Annotated in this window: 17 protein-coding genes; 11 read left to right on the top strand and 6 right to left on the bottom strand. The window is 48.3% G+C overall.

Going from position 1 to position 18,591, the window contains the following annotated elements; translation table 11 throughout:
• The first annotated feature begins 1 nt into the window (after position 1).
• From V6W81_RS05160 to mglC, 4 genes are all read left to right on the top strand, one after another.
• Positions 2–1,111, top strand: coding sequence for a substrate-binding domain-containing protein (locus V6W81_RS05160; protein WP_338541903.1), 1,110 nt, complete (start codon positions 2–4; stop codon positions 1,109–1,111).
• 354 nt (positions 1,112–1,465) lie between these two features.
• Positions 1,466–2,527 carry a galactose ABC transporter substrate-binding protein gene (locus V6W81_RS05165; protein WP_338541905.1) on the top strand — a complete coding sequence of 354 codons (1,062 nt, stop codon included), beginning with the start codon at positions 1,466–1,468 and terminating at the stop codon, positions 2,525–2,527.
• Between the two features lie 78 nt (positions 2,528–2,605).
• Positions 2,606–4,111: a sugar ABC transporter ATP-binding protein gene (locus V6W81_RS05170; protein WP_338541907.1), complete on the top strand. Its 1,506-nt coding sequence runs from the start codon at positions 2,606–2,608 to the stop codon at positions 4,109–4,111.
• A gap of 15 nt (positions 4,112–4,126) precedes the next feature.
• Positions 4,127–5,146 (top strand): galactose/methyl galactoside ABC transporter permease MglC, encoded by a 1,020-nt coding sequence (gene mglC / locus V6W81_RS05175; RefSeq protein WP_145049483.1) that lies wholly within the window; start codon positions 4,127–4,129, stop codon positions 5,144–5,146.
• Between the two features lie 63 nt (positions 5,147–5,209).
• On the opposite strand, the gene V6W81_RS05180 is transcribed toward mglC, so the two are convergent.
• Positions 5,210–5,533 (bottom strand): hypothetical protein, encoded by a 324-nt coding sequence (locus V6W81_RS05180; protein WP_338541908.1) that lies wholly within the window; start codon positions 5,531–5,533, stop codon positions 5,210–5,212.
• A 258-nt stretch (positions 5,534–5,791) separates the two neighbouring features.
• On the opposite strand from V6W81_RS05180, the gene V6W81_RS05185 reads away from it, so the two are divergent.
• On the top strand, positions 5,792–7,363 hold the full coding sequence (locus V6W81_RS05185) for a sensor histidine kinase (RefSeq protein WP_338541909.1): 1,572 nt from the start codon (positions 5,792–5,794) through the stop codon (positions 7,361–7,363).
• Positions 7,364–7,442: 79 nt separating this feature from the next.
• Here V6W81_RS05185 and V6W81_RS05190 read toward each other — a convergent pair whose 3' ends face one another.
• The 3 genes from V6W81_RS05190 to V6W81_RS05200 form a co-directional block, all read right to left on the bottom strand.
• Entirely contained in the window at positions 7,443–9,269 is a 1,827-nt protein-coding gene (locus V6W81_RS05190) for an ABC transporter ATP-binding protein (RefSeq protein ID WP_338541911.1), read from the bottom strand.
• Positions 9,262–11,013, bottom strand: coding sequence for an ABC transporter ATP-binding protein (locus V6W81_RS05195; protein WP_338541913.1), 1,752 nt, complete (start codon positions 11,011–11,013; stop codon positions 9,262–9,264). The genes V6W81_RS05190 and V6W81_RS05195 overlap by 8 nt, the downstream gene beginning before the upstream one ends.
• 64 nt (positions 11,014–11,077) lie before the next feature.
• Positions 11,078–11,512: a MarR family winged helix-turn-helix transcriptional regulator gene (locus V6W81_RS05200; protein ID WP_056694501.1), complete on the bottom strand. Its 435-nt coding sequence runs from the start codon at positions 11,510–11,512 to the stop codon at positions 11,078–11,080.
• A gap of 300 nt (positions 11,513–11,812) precedes the next feature.
• Here V6W81_RS05200 and V6W81_RS05205 point away from each other — a divergent pair, with 300 nt between their 5' ends.
• The 6 genes from V6W81_RS05205 (at position 11,813) to V6W81_RS05230 (ending at position 16,617) form a co-directional block, all read left to right on the top strand.
• Positions 11,813–12,685 (top strand): NUDIX hydrolase, encoded by an 873-nt coding sequence (locus V6W81_RS05205; protein WP_338543947.1) that lies wholly within the window; start codon positions 11,813–11,815, stop codon positions 12,683–12,685.
• 50 nt (positions 12,686–12,735) lie between these two features.
• Positions 12,736–13,227: an NADAR family protein gene (locus V6W81_RS05210; RefSeq protein WP_056694496.1), complete on the top strand. Its 492-nt coding sequence runs from the start codon at positions 12,736–12,738 to the stop codon at positions 13,225–13,227.
• Entirely contained in the window at positions 13,220–14,164 is a 945-nt protein-coding gene (locus V6W81_RS05215) for a TIGR02452 family protein (RefSeq protein WP_338541916.1), read from the top strand. Before V6W81_RS05210 ends, V6W81_RS05215 begins: the two co-directional genes overlap by 8 nt.
• A 42-nt stretch (positions 14,165–14,206) precedes the next feature.
• Entirely contained in the window at positions 14,207–14,614 is a 408-nt protein-coding gene (locus V6W81_RS05220; protein WP_338541917.1) for a macro domain-containing protein, read from the top strand.
• 299 nt (positions 14,615–14,913) lie between these two features.
• On the top strand, positions 14,914–15,915 hold the full coding sequence (locus V6W81_RS05225; protein ID WP_338541918.1) for a Gfo/Idh/MocA family protein: 1,002 nt from the start codon (positions 14,914–14,916) through the stop codon (positions 15,913–15,915).
• Positions 15,916–15,987: 72 nt separating this feature from the next.
• On the top strand, positions 15,988–16,617 hold the full coding sequence (locus tag V6W81_RS05230; protein WP_338541919.1) for a pyroglutamyl-peptidase I: 630 nt from the start codon (positions 15,988–15,990) through the stop codon (positions 16,615–16,617).
• Positions 16,618–16,818: 201 nt separating this feature from the next.
• Here V6W81_RS05230 and V6W81_RS05235 read toward each other — a convergent pair whose 3' ends face one another.
• Positions 16,819–17,661: a 1,4-dihydroxy-6-naphthoate synthase gene (locus V6W81_RS05235; RefSeq protein ID WP_056694485.1), complete on the bottom strand. Its 843-nt coding sequence runs from the start codon at positions 17,659–17,661 to the stop codon at positions 16,819–16,821.
• Positions 17,658–18,530, bottom strand: coding sequence for a futalosine hydrolase (locus V6W81_RS05240; RefSeq protein ID WP_430701336.1), 873 nt, complete (start codon positions 18,528–18,530; stop codon positions 17,658–17,660). The genes V6W81_RS05235 and V6W81_RS05240 overlap by 4 nt, the downstream gene beginning before the upstream one ends.
• Between the last annotated feature and the right edge of the window lie 61 nt (positions 18,531–18,591).

Consider the following 18,591-nt stretch of genomic DNA (forward strand, 5'->3'; position numbering starts at 1 on the left):
AATGAATAACCGTATCAAGCCCAAACGGGCTGTCTCTATCCCAATATTCCGCAGTGTAGGGCTCGCAATCACATGCTGTTTCCTACTGTTATGTATGGCTTGTAGTATTGCAGGAGAGCCTTCGGCTGGCACTTCGCATCGTATCGCATTAATTACGCCAGCAGGAACGGGTGAACTGGCTGAAGCCATTCAGCTAGGGGCGGAAGCTGCCGCCAAAGAACAAGGAGCTGACTTGGTTACAGTGGAAGCGTTCGGTACCGGATCGGTTTCTCGCACACGAGATGGATCTGGAGCAGGACTTCTTTTACGGAAAAATGAAAGAGATCCACAATGGATTAATCTTCCTCAGCGTGAGCGTGAGCAGGCTCAGGTGGATGCGGCTGCTCAGGCACTGCAACACGGAGCAACTGCTCTATTGGTTGATCCACTTAGTGAGGAGACGCTGAGTAACATCCTACACCTGGCTCAAACGAAAAGCCCAACAGGTAACATTGCACCTGTCATTGTGCTGAATGATGAGTTTCCTGTGAAAGGCATCACCAGTGTTATCTCCATGGATAACCTGGAGGCGGGGCGAAAGGCTGGGCATGCTATGGCAGATCTGCTTGGAACCAAGGGGAGGGTGGCTTTACTGGGGCCTGACCTTATGAATCCAGGTTTGGTTCACCGCGAGCAGGGTGTGAAGGAAGCACTGAGCGAATATCCTGACCTGAAAATAGTTCCTTATTCGGTGTGCAGTAATCGGGAGGTCTGCTGGCAAGCGACGAAGCAGTTAATGGATCAGAGGCGGGTGGACGGCATAATTACACTTCAGGAATCGGCCTCTCTTGGAGCAGCAGACGAACTGAATCGCCGTAAGCGCAGCGGGAGCATCAAGCTTGTTGGATTCGGCAGTGAGCAACAACAACTGGAACAACTGCAAGAAGGCGTTATCCAGCAATTGATCGTGCAGAATGGATTCAGCGCAGGATATCTAGGTGTGAATCAGGCAGTCGCACGCCTGAACAGTAGCGATGTAGAGCCAAGAGTGACTTTGGAAACCAAGCTGGTGAGCACAGATAATATGTTCTGGATGGATAATCAGAAGCTGCTGTTTCCTTTTGTACAATGAGGTGGTTATTTGTAATGACTCAAGAGAATTTTCTTTTGATAAATACAACTTTAAATTTACACGAGAACGGAGAGGACAGAAAAAACCTGGAAAAGCGGAGCGTTCGCCTTTATCCACGGATTATTTCCTTATTAAAAATAGGATCAGAAAAATCCGGGGATAACAGCGATTGGAAGGTTATTCTGTCATCGGAGTGGACTGTGTAAACGTGCTCTAGTTTTATTTATGTAAGAATCATTAACTGAGGAAGATTTCGATAAAACAGATGAAGATATTGTATTCGAATTTATTGTAAACCCTTTCATAATAAAGACATCGGTGAAGCCGAATGAACTTGGGGGAGGTCATTAGGATATGAAAAAGACTTGGATGACATTGCTGTTAACGGCATGTATGGTTGCTGCGGCGGGCTGTAGCAGTGGTGGAGACAGTGCAGGTGGAAGTACAGGAACGGACACGGGTGGTCAAGCGGCATCCACTACGGATACCCCTAAGATTGGGGTGGCGATCTACAAATTCGATGATACCTTCATGACCGGAGTACGGAATTCCATGACATCTGCTGCTGAGGGGAAGGCGACACTGGATATTGTCGATAGTCAGAATGCACAGCCAACCCAGAACGAGAAAGTCGACCTGTTTGTATCCAAGAAGTACAATGCCATGGCGGTGAACCCAGTGGATCGAACTGCTGCAGGCGTGATTATCGACAAAGCCAAAGCGGCCAGCATTCCAGTGGTGTTCTTGAACCGTGAACCCGTTGCGGAGGATATGAACAAGTGGGATAAGGTGTACTACATAGGCGCGAAGGCTGAGGAGTCCGGTACCATCTCGGGTCAACTCATTGTGGACTACTGGAAGGCTCATCCGGAGGCAGACAAAAACGGAGATGGCAAACTGCAATACGTCATGCTGAAAGGAGAGCCTGGTCACCAAGATGCGGAGCTTCGAACCAAATATTCCGTGCAGGCGATTCAAGATGCTGGAATTGAAGTGGAAGCCTTAGCAGAGGATACGGCAATGTGGGATCGGGTCAAAGGACAGGAGAAAATGCAGGCATTCCTTGCCTCCCATGGAGACAAAATCGAAGCGGTATTAGCCAATAACGATGATATGGCGCTTGGAGCGATTGAAGCGTTGAAGGCGGCTGGATATTTCAAGGACGGCAAAACGATGCCGGTAGTCGGTGTGGATGCTACAGCACCAGCGATTCAGGCGCTTCAAGATGGCACGATGCTGGGAACGGTGCTGAATGATGCCAAAAATCAGGGTGCCGCGACGGTTGCGCTGGCCTCGGTTTTGGCGAAGGGAGAAACACCTACGAAAGAAAACACCGGCTATGACATCACAGATGGGAAGTACGTCTGGATTGCTTACAAAAAAATTACGAAAGACAACATTGCCGACGCCCAATAAACAACAGCAGATACAGGGACGTCCGCCCGAGCGGTGAGGGCGTCCTTTTTTGACGGCATAAGGAAGGGGAGATGAAGGATGGAATCACCTTACCTATTGGAGATGGAGGGAATATCCAAGGCATTTCCGGGTGTGCAGGCATTAAGTCAAGTTACCTTGAACGTGAAACCGGGAACAGTTCATGCTCTTATGGGGGAAAACGGGGCTGGTAAGTCCACCTTGATGAAATGTTTATTTGGCATGTACCGTCCAGATGAAGGGCGCATCCGAATCGAGGGGAAGGAGGTCGAGATTCCAAGCTCCAAGGCTGCACTACAGCACGGTATCTCGATGATTCATCAGGAATTGAATCCAGTACCCCATCGCCCGGTCATGGAGAATATCTGGCTAGGACGATTTCCTATGAGTGGATTATTCGTTAACGAGAAACGGATGTATAGCGATACGTTGACGTTATTCGGGGATCTGAATCTAGACATTGATCCGAAGGTGAATGCAGGAACGCTATCCGTATCGAAAATTCAATCCATGGAAATTGCCAAGGCGGTTTCTTTTCATTCAAAAGTGATTGTCATGGATGAACCGACATCCTCCCTGACGGGAAAGGAAGTAGAGCAGCTCTTCTCAATCATTAATAAACTTCGCAGCCGCGGTGTATCGATCATCTACATTTCCCACAAAATGGAGGAGATTCTGACCATATCCGATGAAGTCACGATTATGCGTGACGGGTTCGTCGTTGGAACTTGGAATGCAGAGGATCTGACGACAGACCTGATCATCACCCGTATGGTGGGGCGAGATCTGAGTGAACGCTTCCCTGAACGAACGAATGTACCTGGAGATGTTATTTTGAAGGCAGAAGCACTAACGTCCAGCCAGCCGCACTCTTTCCAAGATGTATCGTTTGAGCTAAGAAAGGGCGAGGTGCTCGGTGTTGGTGGACTTGTGGGGGCACAACGAACGGAGCTGATCGAGTCTTTATTCGGACTCCGTGCACTTCGCTCAGGTACGATCTCCATTCATGGACGTAAAGTAAAAATCAACTCACCTGCAGCAGCTAAACGTCACAATATTGCACTGCTGACCGAGGAACGAAGGGTGACTGGAATATTCCCTGTGTTATCTGTGTATGAAAATACGATTATTGCTAGCCTTAGCCGGTACCGTAACCGGATTGGATTGCTCGATGAGGCCAAAGGACGAGAGGTAGCTCGTGAGCAGACAGAGAAGTTCAGAACCAAAACGCCTTCAGTTAACACGCTAATTCGAAACCTTTCGGGTGGGAATCAACAAAAGGTACTGCTTGCCCGCTGGCTTCTGACCGATCCTGAGATTTTGCTCTTAGATGAACCTACTCGTGGCATCGACGTAGGTGCTAAGTTCGAGATATACACGATTATTACGGAGCTGGCTCGTCAGGGCAAAAGTATCATTATGATCAGCTCAGAAATGCCTGAATTACTGGGGATGTCGGATCGCATCATGGTCATGAGTGAGGGACGGCTAACGGGGATCGTAGACGGAGCCGAAGCAACGGAGCAGGATATTATGCGACTGGCCGCGCAGCAGCGGATGGCCTAGTCAGGAGGGGAACACATGAACACGCAGGTCGTCAATCAGGTGAAGCAATATGTAGCGCAGCGCGCGATCTTCATCGTACTCATTCTACTGGTCATTGGCATCGCGATAGCCGATCCGAATTTCCTTGCATTCTCTACTTTGCGGGATATATTACAGCAATCCTCCACCCGAGCGATCATCGCACTTGGAGCTGCTTTTATACTGATCACTGGTGGTGTCGATCTGTCTGCTGGTCGGGTCGTAGGTCTAACGGCTGTTGTCTCGGCCTCGATGTTGCAGATAGACGAATATGCCAATCGCTTCTTTCCCGATCTTGTGCAACTGTGGGTAGCGATACCGATTCTTGTAGGCATTATAGCTGGTTTAGCTGTTGGTTTGGTCAATGGAATCATTGTTGCCAAATTGCATGTTCCTCCATTTATTGCGACATTAGGTACGATGGTTGCGGTATATGGATTGAACTCAATCTATTTCGACACCGAGCCTAACCAATCTCAACCGATCGGTGGTCTGAGACCAGATTTCACAGTCATCGGTTCGGGATACATTGATCTCGGTGGTGGGTATTCGATTCCTTATATCGTGTTAATTGCTATTTTTGTTGCACTCATCTGCTGGGTCGTCTTCAACAAGACACGCCTTGGGAAAAATATGTATGCGATCGGCGGCAACATTCAGGCAGCGCATGTATCTGGTATTCATGTCGCACGTAATCTGGTCGTATTATATGCCATTGCGGGTGCACTGTATGGTCTAGGCGGTGTGCTGGAAGCAGCACGTACAGGCGGAGCAACGAACAATTACGGTAATATGTATGAGCTTGATGCAATTGCTGCATGTGTTGTTGGTGGGGTGTCTACAGCCGGAGGAATCGGTACGGTACCTGGAGTCATGGCGGGTGTATTGATCTTCGGGGTCATTAACTATGGTCTGACCTTTATTGGGGTAAGTCCGTACTGGCAGTTAATTATCAAAGGTCTGATTATCGTGGCAGCCGTTGCATTTGATATTCGTAAGTATATGGCTAAAAAATAAATCATAATCACCTTAGAAGCCAGCTCCTAGGAATAATAGGGGCTGGCTTCTTCATTAGCTCATCTACCGAATATGATCCATATTACCGAAGATCAGCACGCTGAATATGAGCATAAATGAACCGATCCTGTAGGCTAATTTTGCGCCATAGTTCATATGGAACTTTCGTGCAATCATCACAGTGGTTACCCAGAAGACGATCGCTGCAACAAATGTAAGATGAACTCCCTGACTACCATTAGTGTAGATCGGCAAGTTAAAATAATCGAATAGGTAATGGCTGAATTGGAATTGCTCCTTACCCCATTGGAAATTAAAGGCGAACCCCATAGTTAGCACAAGCAGAGCCAGCGTACCTATACCTATTGGTTTGCGTCGTTGTTCCATAAAGAACCTCCTTAATTAAGCATAAATAATCCAAATTAATCCATTAATGTAGTATAACATATTACCCCATATCAAGTTGGGAAAATAAAATAGAATCATGTTGAATTTAGAAGACCCTCCATTAATCGACAACATCAGCTCGTCACAATCGATATAATATATGCAAATCGGGTTGTTAACTACCCGTTCTCATGTAAATGTCTAGTTCAATCGATATGGATAAGGATAGGTGTAATAGGCCAAAGGGGGCGAGGCTGTTTGCTAAGTTACACGATGAAAATGATCATTTTTCCACTGGGAAGTCTGTTGATAATCGTATCTTCTCACATGCTGGAACGTACCTCTTATTTGATGCTAGCCATAGGTGCAGGTGTGTTGTTTGTAGCGAGTATCCTAGCCGAGAGGCGTTATCCTGTTTTGCGCAAGGTACATTGGATCTTCCTCGGGGGATTTCATTATTTAACAGAGCTGAATTGGTGCAATATGCTGTATTATATGCTCATTATGTCCCTGATTCAGAATAAACAGCTTGTAACACAGACACTGCCCATTTCCATTTTTCTCATGTTACAATATACTGCTATTCGGCTCTCGTACGTGCCGATTGATGCTTATACATTGTTGGTATCTTTGTTTGATATGATTACAGCGGTTGTCATCATCTTTTTGTACCATACGCTAATCAACAGTGAGGCTGAGAAGCGTCGACTTCGGGAGAAAAATCAATTCTTAACCCTGCATGATCCATTAACGGGGCTACTGAATTACGAAGGTTATCTGGGAGTAATTAAACAAGTCGTGGAGGAACGTCGTTCCTTTACATTGGTTCTGCTGAGCATTCAAAATTTCAATGGCTTTAGTCAAGAAGTCGAAGCGAATTGGTGTACAGTGATCAAAGATACAGGAAATCGCATACGGGAACGCTTTGCAGATGCTCACGGCATATCACGTTATGCAGGTGATCGATTTGCGATCATACATCCGGAAATAAAGGATGTAGATGAACGTATGCTGTCGTTATTATCCGAGAAGTTACAAGGATTACAAGTCGTATACAGCACATCAACATATCCCGTAGAAGCTGCGTCACATCAGCAATTAATGACGATCGCTGAAGATCGTCTGCTCCGGCAACAACGTAGTAAGTGGCTCAAAAATGAAGAAGAGACGTTTCGTTCTGAAAGGTTGAGATCTGTCGGTGAACTAGCTGCGGGTATGGCACATGAAATTCGTAACCCACTGACAGCTATTCGTGGTTTCTTGCAGCTATCTAAAGGACAAGCCTTCAATATTGCTCCATGGTATGAGGTAATCATGGGAGAGGTGACCCGGGTAACGGATCTCACCGCTGAATTTCTGCAATTTTCTAAACCTCAGGCGAATCATATGAAACCAGAACAGCTGGCTCATTGTTTGGAGCGGGTGATGTCACTAACCGAATCAGATGCTGTATCGCGCGGACATCGAATCACGCTTGAGATGACGGAGCAACCTGTGGTTGTGAACATGGATCGGGACAAAATCGTACAGGTGCTGATTAACCTGATACGTAATGCTTTTGAGGCTATGACTGATCCGGGAGAGGTACATATCGATCTTCTACATGATGGAGATAGAGCGCTCATCTCGATTACGGATACAGGGAGCGGTATTCCAGCACAGACAATCTCCAAAATATTCAACCCATTTTATACAACAAAGGAAGAAGGAACGGGACTGGGTTTAGCTTTATGTCAGAAAATTGTGCAGGATCATCAAGGGAAAATCATTGTAAAAAGCATAGAGGGAAGCGGTTCGACGTTTACGTTATACTTTCCGCTCGTTGCTTGAAATTGAAACACGCCGCAGCATCCTTGGAGAAGGAATGTTACGGCGTGTTTGCTGTTGTGGTGAATAGAGGGCATCGCGACTAGCTGAGATGTCCCTGATGTAACTGGTAGTAGAAGCCTTGCTTCTTCATCAGCGTCTCATGGTTACCTCGTTCCGTGATTTCGCCTGCGTCAATGACAAGAATCTGGTCTGCTTCACGAATCGTGCTGAGCCTGTGGGCGATGACGAAGCTCGTTCGACCTTTCATCAGCGTCCGCATCGCTTGTTGAATATGCATTTCCGTCCGTGTATCTATACTACTCGTGGCTTCATCAAGAATGAGAATAGCGGGATCAGCCAAAATCGCTCTCGCGATCGTTAACAATTGACGTTGACCTTGGCTTAGGTTACTACCACCAGCAATGATTGGTGTATCGTACCCTTGCGGCAACTTACGAATGAATGAGTGTGCATTGGCAAGCTCGGCCGCCTGCCGAATCTGCTCTATTGTTGCATCCGGTTTACCATAAGCAATATTGTCCCGAATGGTGCCTGAGAATAGGTAAGCATCTTGCAGCACAATGCCAAGCTCGCGCCGCAGAGGATCTTTCTCCAATTCGGCAATATCACAATCATCGATCGTAATCCGCCCACCCGTAATGTCGTAGAAGCGGGGCAGCAGATTAATAATCGTTGTTTTACCTGCACCCGTCGGACCAACCAGTGCAATCATCTCGCCTGGCTGTGCGGTAAAGCTGACATCTTTGAGGATAGGTCTTTCGGGTGTATATCCGAAGGATACATGTTCGAATACAACTTTGCCCCGAATCTGATCCAGTTGTTTTTTCTGCTCCTCCACGTACTCGCTTGGTGTATCAATAATATGAAACACACGCTCGGCACCAGCGATCGCAGCTTGGATTAAATTGTACTGATTCGCCAGATCATTAATCGGGCGTTCAATCTGACGGGAATAAGCAAGGAAGCTTACAATCAGACCGATGGACGTTAGATTATGATATGCCATCCAGCCTCCAACAGCAGCCAGAATAGCGAAGCCGATATTGTTCATGACGTTCATGGTAGGACCAACTAATCCGGAAACACTCTGAGCCTGCGTACTGGATACACGTAGCTTCTCATTCAGTCCGACAAAATGCTTATGAGCCTCACCCTGACGATTATAGGCAGTAACGACCTTTTGCCCGGCAATCGTCTCTTGCGCGTAACCATTCAGTTCACCAAGCAACTTCTGCTGTGCTGTGAAATGCTTACGCGTTTTGGAAGCGATCAGCCGTGTGGCAATCGTAATTAACGGCACAGTAACTAAGCTTAGAAGGGTGAGCCGCACATCCAGGGCAAGCATGATAGATAAGGAGCCAACGAGCAGAATGGCACTCGACATCAATTGGGTCACACTTTGGTTCAGTGTGGTGGATACATTATCAATATCATTGGTGGCACGGCTCATGAGATCGCCGCTCTGATTTTTATCAAAAAAGCTGATCGGAAGCTGCTGCAACCGAGAGAAGAGATCTTGACGTAGATCCTTCACCGTAAGCTGAGACACACCGATCATGACGAAGGATTGAGCCCACATCATGAGTGAGCCTAGAACATACACGGCCAGCAACATAAGGCATTCCTTCAGAAGCCCCTCCGTTATTCTGGGGACAATATGTTCGTTCACCGCTCGGCCAAGCAGATAAGGACCAGCAAGATTTAACAACGTACCGATGGCGGTCAAGACCAGTGCGGCAATGACGCCTGCTCGATGTTGCCCCATATAGGACCAAACTCGGAGAATAGCGTGTTTTGCATTATTCGCGCGAACCTTAGGTACTGGCCCTCTGCCAGGTGGCCCCATTCTGCCACCGATTGGAGGCAAGGCAGTTGATGGACTGGAGGACGATATAGGTTTAGCCATAGTGAACATCCTCCTTCCGCTGTTGTGAATCATAGATCGACTGGTAGAGCGGCGAATGTGCCATGAGTTGATCATGTGTGCCGCTAGCTACAATGCGTCCTTCCTCAAGTACATAGATACAATCAGCATCCTGTACGGAAGAGATTCGCTGGGCAATCAATATCGTGGTGCTGTCTTTCATCAACGTATGCAATGCCTTCTGTATGCTCGCTTCAGTTCGAAGATCTACAGCGCTTGTGCTGTCATCGAGAATAAGAACCTCCGGTTGCATGAGAAGTGCACGTGCAATAGAAATCCGCTGTTTCTGACCGCCTGAGAGGTTGACGCCTCGTTGTCCTAGCTCAGTGTCATAACCGTCCTTCAAGTTCATAATGAATTCATGTGCAGCCGCTGCTTGCGCAGCTTGACGAATCTCTTCCTCTGTTGCATTGGGTTTGCCATAACCGATATTGTCCCGAATGCTGCCACTAAACAGGATAGATTCCTGTAAGACGATGGAGACGCGGCTACGAAGGTCATGCAGATCCCATTGTTTTACGTTAACTCCACTGACGAGAACCTCGCCCTGCGAGGCATCATACAATCGAGGGATTAACTGTACTAGTGAGGTTTTGCCTGAGCCGGTAGAGCCGAGTAAAGCTACCTTTTCCCCAGGTTTAGCTATAAAGGTAATTCCATTCAACGCGGGCTCTCCGTCATATCGGAAGGAAACATCTCTGAATTCTACCTGTCCGGAACTACTGCGACTCATATCGCTTAATGTTGTACCTTCACCAACAATAGATCTTCCAGACTGAATATCCGGCTGCGTATGGAGCACCTCGTTAATCCGAGCAGCAGATACCTTAGCACGCGAGAAGCTCATCATCATCATTCCGATCGAGGTAAGTGATGAGAGTACAACCGTTACATAGTTAATAAAAGCAATCAGATCCCCGGCAGCGATGCTACCTCCGACCACCTGATAACCGCCAAACCATAATACCGCTACGATTGTTGCGTTCAGCATGAGGCTCAGAACAGGAGCATTCAATGTTACAATGCGCCATGCTTTCACCGCAGTTTCGGTATAATCTTGATTGGATTGCTTGAAGCGTGAACGCTCCAGGTTCGCACGGGCAAATGCCTTGACGACACGAATGCCAGCAAGATTCTCCTGCAGGACAGCATTAACCTTATCCAGTTTATCCTGAACACTTGCGAACAGGGGATACGAGGCTCGGATGAGTACATAGAGCAGAATAAACAGAACCGGCATCGTCAAGATCAGAATGAGCGCCAGCTTGACACTAATCGTAAAAGCCATAATGACACTTCCGATGATCAGCATCGGAGAGCGGATAAACATGCGCAGAAGCATCTGCACAAAGGTCTGCATCTGTGTAATATCACTCGTGAGCCGAGTGATTAGAGAGCCCTCACGGAACGTATCCAGATTGCGGAAGGAGAAGGTCTGAATATGATCAAACAATTCCTGACGTAGATCTGTACCATATCCGACCGCAGCCTTACTGGAAAATAACGTACAACCCGCTCCTCCAACCCAGCCGATCAGCGCAAATAAAAGCATAAATAATCCTGTCCGTATAATGTGGGACAGGTCTCCTGCAAGCACCCCATCATCAACAATGCTTGACATTAGTTTCGGCTGAAGCAGATCCATGGCCACCTCAAGAACCATGAGCAGCGGGGCGAGGATAGCGGCTGACTTATAAGGGGTTAGAAATCGTTTTAACGACCACAATCGGAAAATCACCTCATCTCATATTGCATTTCATGCTGCATGATTTGTAGAACTAGTAACTACATTAGATATCACGTAAATTCTGCACCATACGCTGCGCGAGCGTGGACATCATCTGTGATTCTTCGGGGGTGAAGCCTTTCTGAGCCTGTTCCTCCAGCTCTTGAAATACCTCTCTTAGGTCATGCAGTGCAGTGCGCCCCAGATCCGTGAGGTACACGCGTAGACTCCGCTGATCCTTCGGATCGGGTTCCCGTCTTACATAGCCCGATGTTTCCATCCTCTTCAGCATCACGGTTACGGTAGCTGGTGTGCGCCGAAGCTGTTCAGCTAGATGTTTCTGAGTCTGGCCGTCTTCACGTTCCAACTGGAATAGAAGGGGAGGCTGACCGGGATACAGCTCGGGGTGATTAACAAGCCTCTCATGAATTTTGTAACGCTGAAGCTTGACGAGTTCGGATAGCTGTCCCATTAGCCGTTCATTACGTGCTGGATTCATACGTTTCCATCCTTTTAGAGGTCGTTCAAAAAGCCCGCTTTTGAACACGAATATTTAGTTAGTCGACTAACTAAATGATAAGTTTGATTTGACATAAGGTCAAGGAGTTTTACTACTTATTTAGGTTCAACGCTTAGGCATGGGAAATATTGACTCGAGCGAGATCGATATGTTAAATTGATATTATCTTATTGTTAATAACAAATTGTTAATAACAAACCGGAGTGGTTTTTTTCAATAAAGTATATGGGGGTTCTTCTGGTGGACGGTTCAAGAGATGATGACCAAAAGCATGATCAAATGAGTGAGCAACAGTTTCTAGCAACCTATAACGTGGGGGATTACGAGCGTCCCTCGGTCACCGTCGATATGCTTGTATTTACGATTCGCAATGAGACACAGTCCAATTATCGTAAACTTGCCGAGCCTGCACTTCAGCTCTTGATGATTCGAAGAGGAGGGCACCCCTATCTGGGGCAGTGGGCACTCCCGGGAGGGTTCGTATCCATGGATGAGTCTCTGGAAGAAGCTGCGCGCAGGGAGCTATACACAGAGACTGGATTAGACAACATCTATTTGGAACAGCTATACACCTGGGGAGATGTCCACCGTGATCCACGTACACGTGTCATCAGTTGTTCCTATCTGGCATTAGTGGATAGCAGTGAGCTAGAGCTGGAAGCTGGTGATGATGCGAGCGAAGCAGACTGGTTCCGAATGGAGCAGCGACTGGTGGAGGAGAAGCGCCATATCTACGAGCATGGGCGAATAACCGAGCGACGGATTCAGTTGATTTTGACGAATGGAACTGAGGAGTTATCAGCTGTGATCGAAACCAAGGAATCGATAGAAGGGCGAGTACGGAGGCATAGCATAAGGGTGATGGAAGCGCGGGGGATTGCCTTTGATCATGCCAAGATTATTCTGTATGCGCTGGAGCGTCTGCGCTCGAAAGTGGAGTATACAGACATTGCATTTAATCTCATGCCCGACACGTTTACACTAACGGCATTACAGAAGGTATACGAAATTATTGGTGGCAAAAAGCTGCTGGCGGCTGCTTTTCGGCGTAAGATTGCGGACTGGGTCGTAGAGACGGGGGAATATACAGGCAGTGCAGGACATCGTCCATCCCGTTTATATCGGTTGAACCCTGATCGACCTGCAACGTAAGTAGGCGGATTTAAGAGGACTATTATATTTAGAGAAAGGAGGAGATTACAATGGAGAAATTTACTTTTTTCTGGCGTACAGCATCGCCGTTCTCCCAGTGGCATCCCGCAGATTTTGTAGTGAACGGTGTACCTTATACCAGCGCGGAGCAATACATGATGCACCAGAAAGCACTATTGTTCGGAGATCAGGCTATTGCAGATAAAATACTGAAATCAAGCTCCGCATCTGTGCAAAAAAAACTGGGCAGACAGGTTGCTAACTTCAACCAGACGGTCTGGGAAGCGGAGTGCAAGCGCATCGTTTATGAGGGGAATGAAGCGAAATTCACGCAGAATGACGTTCTACTGGAAGCGTTGCTGGCTACTCGTGGCACAACCCTTGTAGAAGCAAGTCCAGATGACCGAATCTGGGGAGTAGGCTTAGCGGAAGAAGACCCAAGAATTCGGAATCGCAGAACGTGGAGAGGAACGAACTGGTTAGGCGAGATTCTTACCCAGTTGAGAGAGAACATAGAAAGTGGAAGTGATACACATGAGTGAACATAAAAAGAACTTGAGTACCAACAGCAAAACGAATCCTAGCCAGCATAGTCATACAAAAACGACTCATAACCAACCGAAGAATCAACGCGCAAGCAGATCACGTATTGCGCATGAAACGTTAGCTATTCTCGAGCAGGGAAGCTATGTCAATTCATATGACCGGAACGTAAGGATCGATGAGGATATGCAATATGCCATCCGGCATTCAGTGTTATACCGACCAGCAGAACTGCAAACACTCAAGGATCAGCTGGAACGGGTGTCTCCATCAACTAACCCATCCAGTACTGTCATCGAAGTTACGGGAGAAACAACACTTGCGGCTGCTGCACGTCTAGTGACGGATGAGCAGTTGCAGGATGTTGTCTGCCTGAACTTTGCTTCAGCCAAAAACCCCGGCGGTGGGTTTCTTGGGGGAAGTCAGGCTCAGGAGGAAAGTCTGGCGCGTGCAACAGGGTTGTACCCGTGCATTGTTCAGATGACAGAGATGTACGAACATAACCGGAAGCTGAGAACCTGTCTATATTCGGATCATATGATTTATTCGCCTGAGGTTCCAGTGATTCGTGATGATCAAGATCGATTGTTGGTTAAGCCGTATTGTGCAGCCTTCATTACCGCTCCAGCGGTCAATGCCGGTGTTGTGAGAGCGCGAGAAGAAGCTGATGATCAAGTGATCGAGTCGGTCATGAAGCAACGGATTCGGTACATTTTGGACGTAGCAATCGCACATGGACATCGTACCATTGTACTGGGGGCATTTGGCTGTGGCGTATTTCGGAATGATCCGGTGCAGGTCGCGAAGTTTTTCCATGATGTATTGGTACAAGAACATGATCGAGAGGCATTCGAACGGATCGTATTTGCTATCTTTGATCGAACCAAAGAGCAGTCGACGTTGAATGCATTTCAGCAGCGTTTCGCAGGAGCATAACCTATTATTGGGAGGTAGAGAATCAGTATGGAGTTTAGGGAGATGCAGCAGGATTTATTCGCCATGGATGAAGATTATTCGCTAGCTCATTGTATTTCGGCTGATGCTCGTATGGGGGCAGGGATTGCGGTTCAGTTTAGACAACGATTCGGACTAGAGGTACTACAGGAGCAAGCGAAGCAAGAGCCTCTGGAGATTGGAACCTGTTATCCAGTAGGGCGAACTTTGAACTTGGTTACGAAGGCAAAGTTCTCAAATAAGCCGACATATCAGTCCTTTACCCGTGCAGTAGAATCCATGCATAGCGTATGTGTCGCTCAAGGAATTCTCAAGCTAGCCATGCCACAGATTGGGTGTGGACTGGATCGATTGAAATGGGAGAAGGTACGTACAATCATTCAGGATACATTTGCTGAGACGGATATTGAGATTGTAGTGTGTACGTTATGATCACTTTATGATCCGGAATCGGAGGCTGCAGCATACCGTTGTTTTGATGGGAAATGGAAATGATATCTGTCAAAAAACAAAACAAAAAACCTCGCTAACGCAGGCGGAGTTCACGTTCTGATTCGAACTTTTCCGTGCCTAGCAGAGGTTTTTTTTGTTTAGGTTATAGTCTCTTTACGTGAGAATGAAACCATGTTCTGACGTAGCGGATTCTTTTTGGTAAAATAAAGGAGAGTTAACGTTTCCATTGCATGAAAAAGATCAATTCATACCGAATAGAGTATTAGGGAGGCTTTCATATGACAGGAGTGGCTGAAACGGACAAAGTGAAGTGGGGCATTATGGGCACGGGCTGGATCGCATCGCAATTTGCGAAGGATCTGAATCATGCGGGCAATGCTGTGAAGGCGGCAGTGGGTTCTCGGACGCAGGAAAGCGCAGATTCGTTTGCGGCGGAATATGGGTTTGAACGCAGCTATGGCACCTACCAAGAGATGCTGCAAGATCCGGAGCTGGATATCATTTATGTGGCTACACCGCATCCATTTCATAAGGAGAATGTGCTTGCATGTCTGGAAGCGGGGAAAGCCGTGCTGTGCGAGAAGCCTTTTACAATGAATGGCCGTCAGCTAGAGCAACTGGTTGAGACAGCGCGTGAGAACAAGATTTTCCTAATGGAAGGCATGTGGACACGTTTTCTACCACCGATTGTGCAGGCTAGACAGTGGATTGCGGAAGGACGGATTGGTGAAGTACGTCTGGTAAAAGCAGACTTTGGATTCCGTATTGGCTGGGAGCCAGAGGGCAGATTGCTGAATCCAGAACTTGGCGGTGGAGCACTGCTTGATGCAGGGGTGTACCCTATTTCATTCGCTTCCATGATCTTTGGCGAGCAGCCACAGCATGTGTGGAGTACCGCGAACATTGGAGAGACCGGCGTTGATGAACAATTTTCTGTATTGTTGTCTTATTCCGAGGGACGTTCAGCCTCACTGCATGGAGCTATTCGTTTGAACCTAAGCAATGAAGCAGTCATCTATGGTACAGAAGGATATATCCGGTTACCGTTCTTCCTCGCAGGGAAGGAAGCGTATCTGCATGTGAATGGACAAGATGAGCCGGAGAAGTTCACCGATGAGCGTACAAGCATTGGCTATGCGTTCGAAGCAGAAGAAGCCGGACGTTGCATCTTGGAAGGCAAAACAGAAAGTCCAATCATACCGCTGGACGAGTCACTGGAAATTATGAAACTGATGGATACGATTCGCGCACAGTGGGGATTGCGCTATAAATTTGAATAAGGGTTGATGTGAACGAACCGGAAACGTTTCGTACCAGATAGATAGCGTATAACGAGTAGGAGTGAAGGAATCATGCTGAAAATTTTAATTTCTGGATTTGAACCTTTTGGCGGCGATGCGGTGAATCCCACGTCTGAATTAATGGAAGCTCTTACACAGGAAAAGGTGGAGGATGCAGAGCTGAAGACGGTGCTGCTGCCTGTACACTTTGACGAATGTGCTGATCTTCTGATCGCGGAGATGCAGGCGTATAAGCCGGATGTAGTCATTGCTTGTGGTCTGGCAAAAGGCAGAACAGCGATTACACCAGAACGCATTGCTGTAAACGTTAAGGATATTCCGCCAAGCTCTTACGCTGATAATCAGGGACAGCGCCCTGTGGATGAGCTAATTCGTGAAGGCAGCCCAGATGGGTTATTTTCTACTCTGCCGATTCGTTCGATGGTAAATGACCTAACCGCAGCTGGTATCCCGGCAACCGTGTCCAATACAGCCGGAACTTACATCTGTAACAACACGATGTATCGTGTGCTGGATTGGATTCGTATAGAACAGCTACCAATTCGTGCGGGATTCGTTCATTTTCCTGCTTCAACGGAGATGGCTGTGCTGCAGCCTAGTGTGCCTTCTTTGCCGATAAGTATGATGCTGGACGGGTTACGAGTGATGATCCATACCGTAGTACACACTGCAAAAGCATAGTGAATCCAAGTTTAAGGTGATCCTGATTGAAGCAGCTAAAGATATGATGAACATGGATTCGCATAATGCATAAAAGAAAGGTTCCCAATTCCACGTTGTACGTGAGAGTTGGGAACCTTTTTGCTGAGTGGTTACAGGATGTTCTGTACACAGCCAAATAATTTAATTCATGATGAACTTCAGCGAGCTTGGAGACATTCTCTAGATCCGCAGTAGACTTAGGTCGAATTCAGGTACAAGCCCTTCCTTCATCGCTCTTCCCAGCAGTGCAGTTATTGCACCGTAACCATCATCGCCAAGGTTGGCACTGAACTCATTTACATAAAGATCAATATGCTGTGCAGCTACGTCAGGATCCATTTCTTGAGCATGTTCCATCACGTAGGCTTTGGATGCATCCGGGTGTGCCCAGGCGTATTCCACTGAGGCGCGAGCCCATCCAGCCAGTGCTTGAGCGTCCAGATCACGGCGAGCGATGATTGCTCCAAGTGGAATAGGTAGACCTGTATCTTCTTCCCACCAATTGCCGAGATCGGTCATCAGTTTTAGGTCATAGTTTTGATAAGTGAAGCGCGCTTCATGAATGACCAATCCTGCATCAATGAGGCCATCGCGTACAGCAGGCATAATCTGATCAAATGGCATCACAACGATCTCACCGACTCCACCAGGAACGTTCTGTGCAGCCCAGAGTCTGAATAACATATAGGCGGTTGAGCGTTCGCTAGGTACAGCAACTCGTCTTCCTGAGAGATATGCTGGGTCTGTCGTGCCGCTCGCCGTTAACACAAGCGGGCCACAACCTCTACCGAGTGCACCGCCCGCAGGCAGCAACGCATACTTATCCAGCACATACGGCAAAGCCGCATAGGAAATTTTCATTACATCCGGAATCTCCGGGCCAATCGGGCTCGCAGCGAGACCATTGGTAATGTCGATATCCGCATAGCGAACATCCAACTCAGGTGCTCCTGGAATTAGACCATGCACCCATGCGTGAAAGATAAACGTGTCATTGGGACACGGGGAAAATGCAATTTTCATGATGTAAGTACCTCCCGTAAAATGGAACTTGCCGCCTGGAGCGCATCTAATGCATCCTTGATGCGCCAAGCGTCGCGGTCGCGTGGACCGACCGCGTTGGATATGCCGCGAAGTTCGAGTGCAGGCACACCGAACTGCTGAGCGGCCGTTGCCACGCCGAAGCCTTCCATACCTTCGGCGGCGGCATCCGGCACGCGGCGCAATAGCTCCGCGGCCGTCTCGGCTGTTCCGGTCGCCGTGGACACGGTGACCGCAGTGCCTCCGCTGACAGCGTGCCCAGCTCGCTTCAGCGCATCGCGCAGGCGGACGGCAAGCTCTGCGTCCGCCGCAACCCGGGACGAGCCGAATCCGAGCTCGTCCACAGAGAGGAAGCCGTCTGGCGCTTGCGAGCCCAGATCGGCAGCAACCATGGCGTCGGCTACCACGAGGGAGCCGACGTCCGCCACGCCGGGGAAGCCGCCGCCGATGCCGGCACTGACCACCAGCGTGTACGCTGAGGTCAGGCCGGTTCCGGCAAGCAGCCCCGGCGCTGTTGATGCGGCAGATGCCTGCGCCGCATCGGGTTGCTCTGGCGCGGTGGTACCTTGCGCCAGAGCAGGGTCTACGGCAGCCGCATCGGATGACGGCGCCGTAGCAAGATCAGGCGCCGTGGCAACCGCCGGCGCCTTCAAACGGCTGGCAGACGCGGCCGCTGAGGCGAGCGCTGCAGCCGTTCCTGCCGCTGCGGAGGCGGGGCCGACACCCGCAGCGATCACGTCAAACATGTCCGCGGCCGTATCACCCAGTCCGCGAAGAATAGCTTCTTTCTCTACATCTACGGCAGTGACAATTAATACACGTGGAACTCGAGATGCAGTGGGAACATTCATATGTTCTGTATCGTTTAATGCTGAATTATGCTCATTCATTCAAGTCTTCTCCCTTGTGAAG

Origin of the sequence: Paenibacillus tundrae (assembly GCF_036884255.1) — a bacterium.
Classification (GTDB): Bacteria; Bacillota; Bacilli; order Paenibacillales; family Paenibacillaceae; genus Paenibacillus.

Coding starts and splice junctions, on each gene's coding strand:
- V6W81_RS05220 (WP_338541917.1), top strand. CDS start 14,207: ATGCAGCAGGATTTATTCGCCATGGATGAAGATTATTCGCTAGCTCAT.
- V6W81_RS05205 (WP_338543947.1), top strand. CDS start 11,813: ATGAGTGAGCAACAGTTTCTAGCAACCTATAACGTGGGGGATTACGAG.
- V6W81_RS05200 (WP_056694501.1), bottom strand. CDS start 11,512: ATGAATCCAGCACGTAATGAACGGCTAATGGGACAGCTATCCGAACTC.
- V6W81_RS05210 (WP_056694496.1), top strand. CDS start 12,736: ATGGAGAAATTTACTTTTTTCTGGCGTACAGCATCGCCGTTCTCCCAG.
- V6W81_RS05235 (WP_056694485.1), bottom strand. CDS start 17,661: ATGAAAATTGCATTTTCCCCGTGTCCCAATGACACGTTTATCTTTCAC.
- V6W81_RS05165 (WP_338541905.1), top strand. CDS start 1,466: ATGAAAAAGACTTGGATGACATTGCTGTTAACGGCATGTATGGTTGCT.
- V6W81_RS05230 (WP_338541919.1), top strand. CDS start 15,988: ATGCTGAAAATTTTAATTTCTGGATTTGAACCTTTTGGCGGCGATGCG.
- V6W81_RS05170 (WP_338541907.1), top strand. CDS start 2,606: ATGGAATCACCTTACCTATTGGAGATGGAGGGAATATCCAAGGCATTT.
- V6W81_RS05240 (WP_430701336.1), bottom strand. CDS start 18,530: ATGAATGTTCCCACTGCATCTCGAGTTCCACGTGTATTAATTGTCACT.
- mglC (WP_145049483.1), top strand. CDS start 4,127: ATGAACACGCAGGTCGTCAATCAGGTGAAGCAATATGTAGCGCAGCGC.
- V6W81_RS05160 (WP_338541903.1), top strand. CDS start 2: ATGAATAACCGTATCAAGCCCAAACGGGCTGTCTCTATCCCAATATTC.
- V6W81_RS05225 (WP_338541918.1), top strand. CDS start 14,914: ATGACAGGAGTGGCTGAAACGGACAAAGTGAAGTGGGGCATTATGGGC.
- V6W81_RS05215 (WP_338541916.1), top strand. CDS start 13,220: ATGAGTGAACATAAAAAGAACTTGAGTACCAACAGCAAAACGAATCCT.
- V6W81_RS05180 (WP_338541908.1), bottom strand. CDS start 5,533: ATGGAACAACGACGCAAACCAATAGGTATAGGTACGCTGGCTCTGCTT.
- V6W81_RS05190 (WP_338541911.1), bottom strand. CDS start 9,269: ATGGCTAAACCTATATCGTCCTCCAGTCCATCAACTGCCTTGCCTCCA.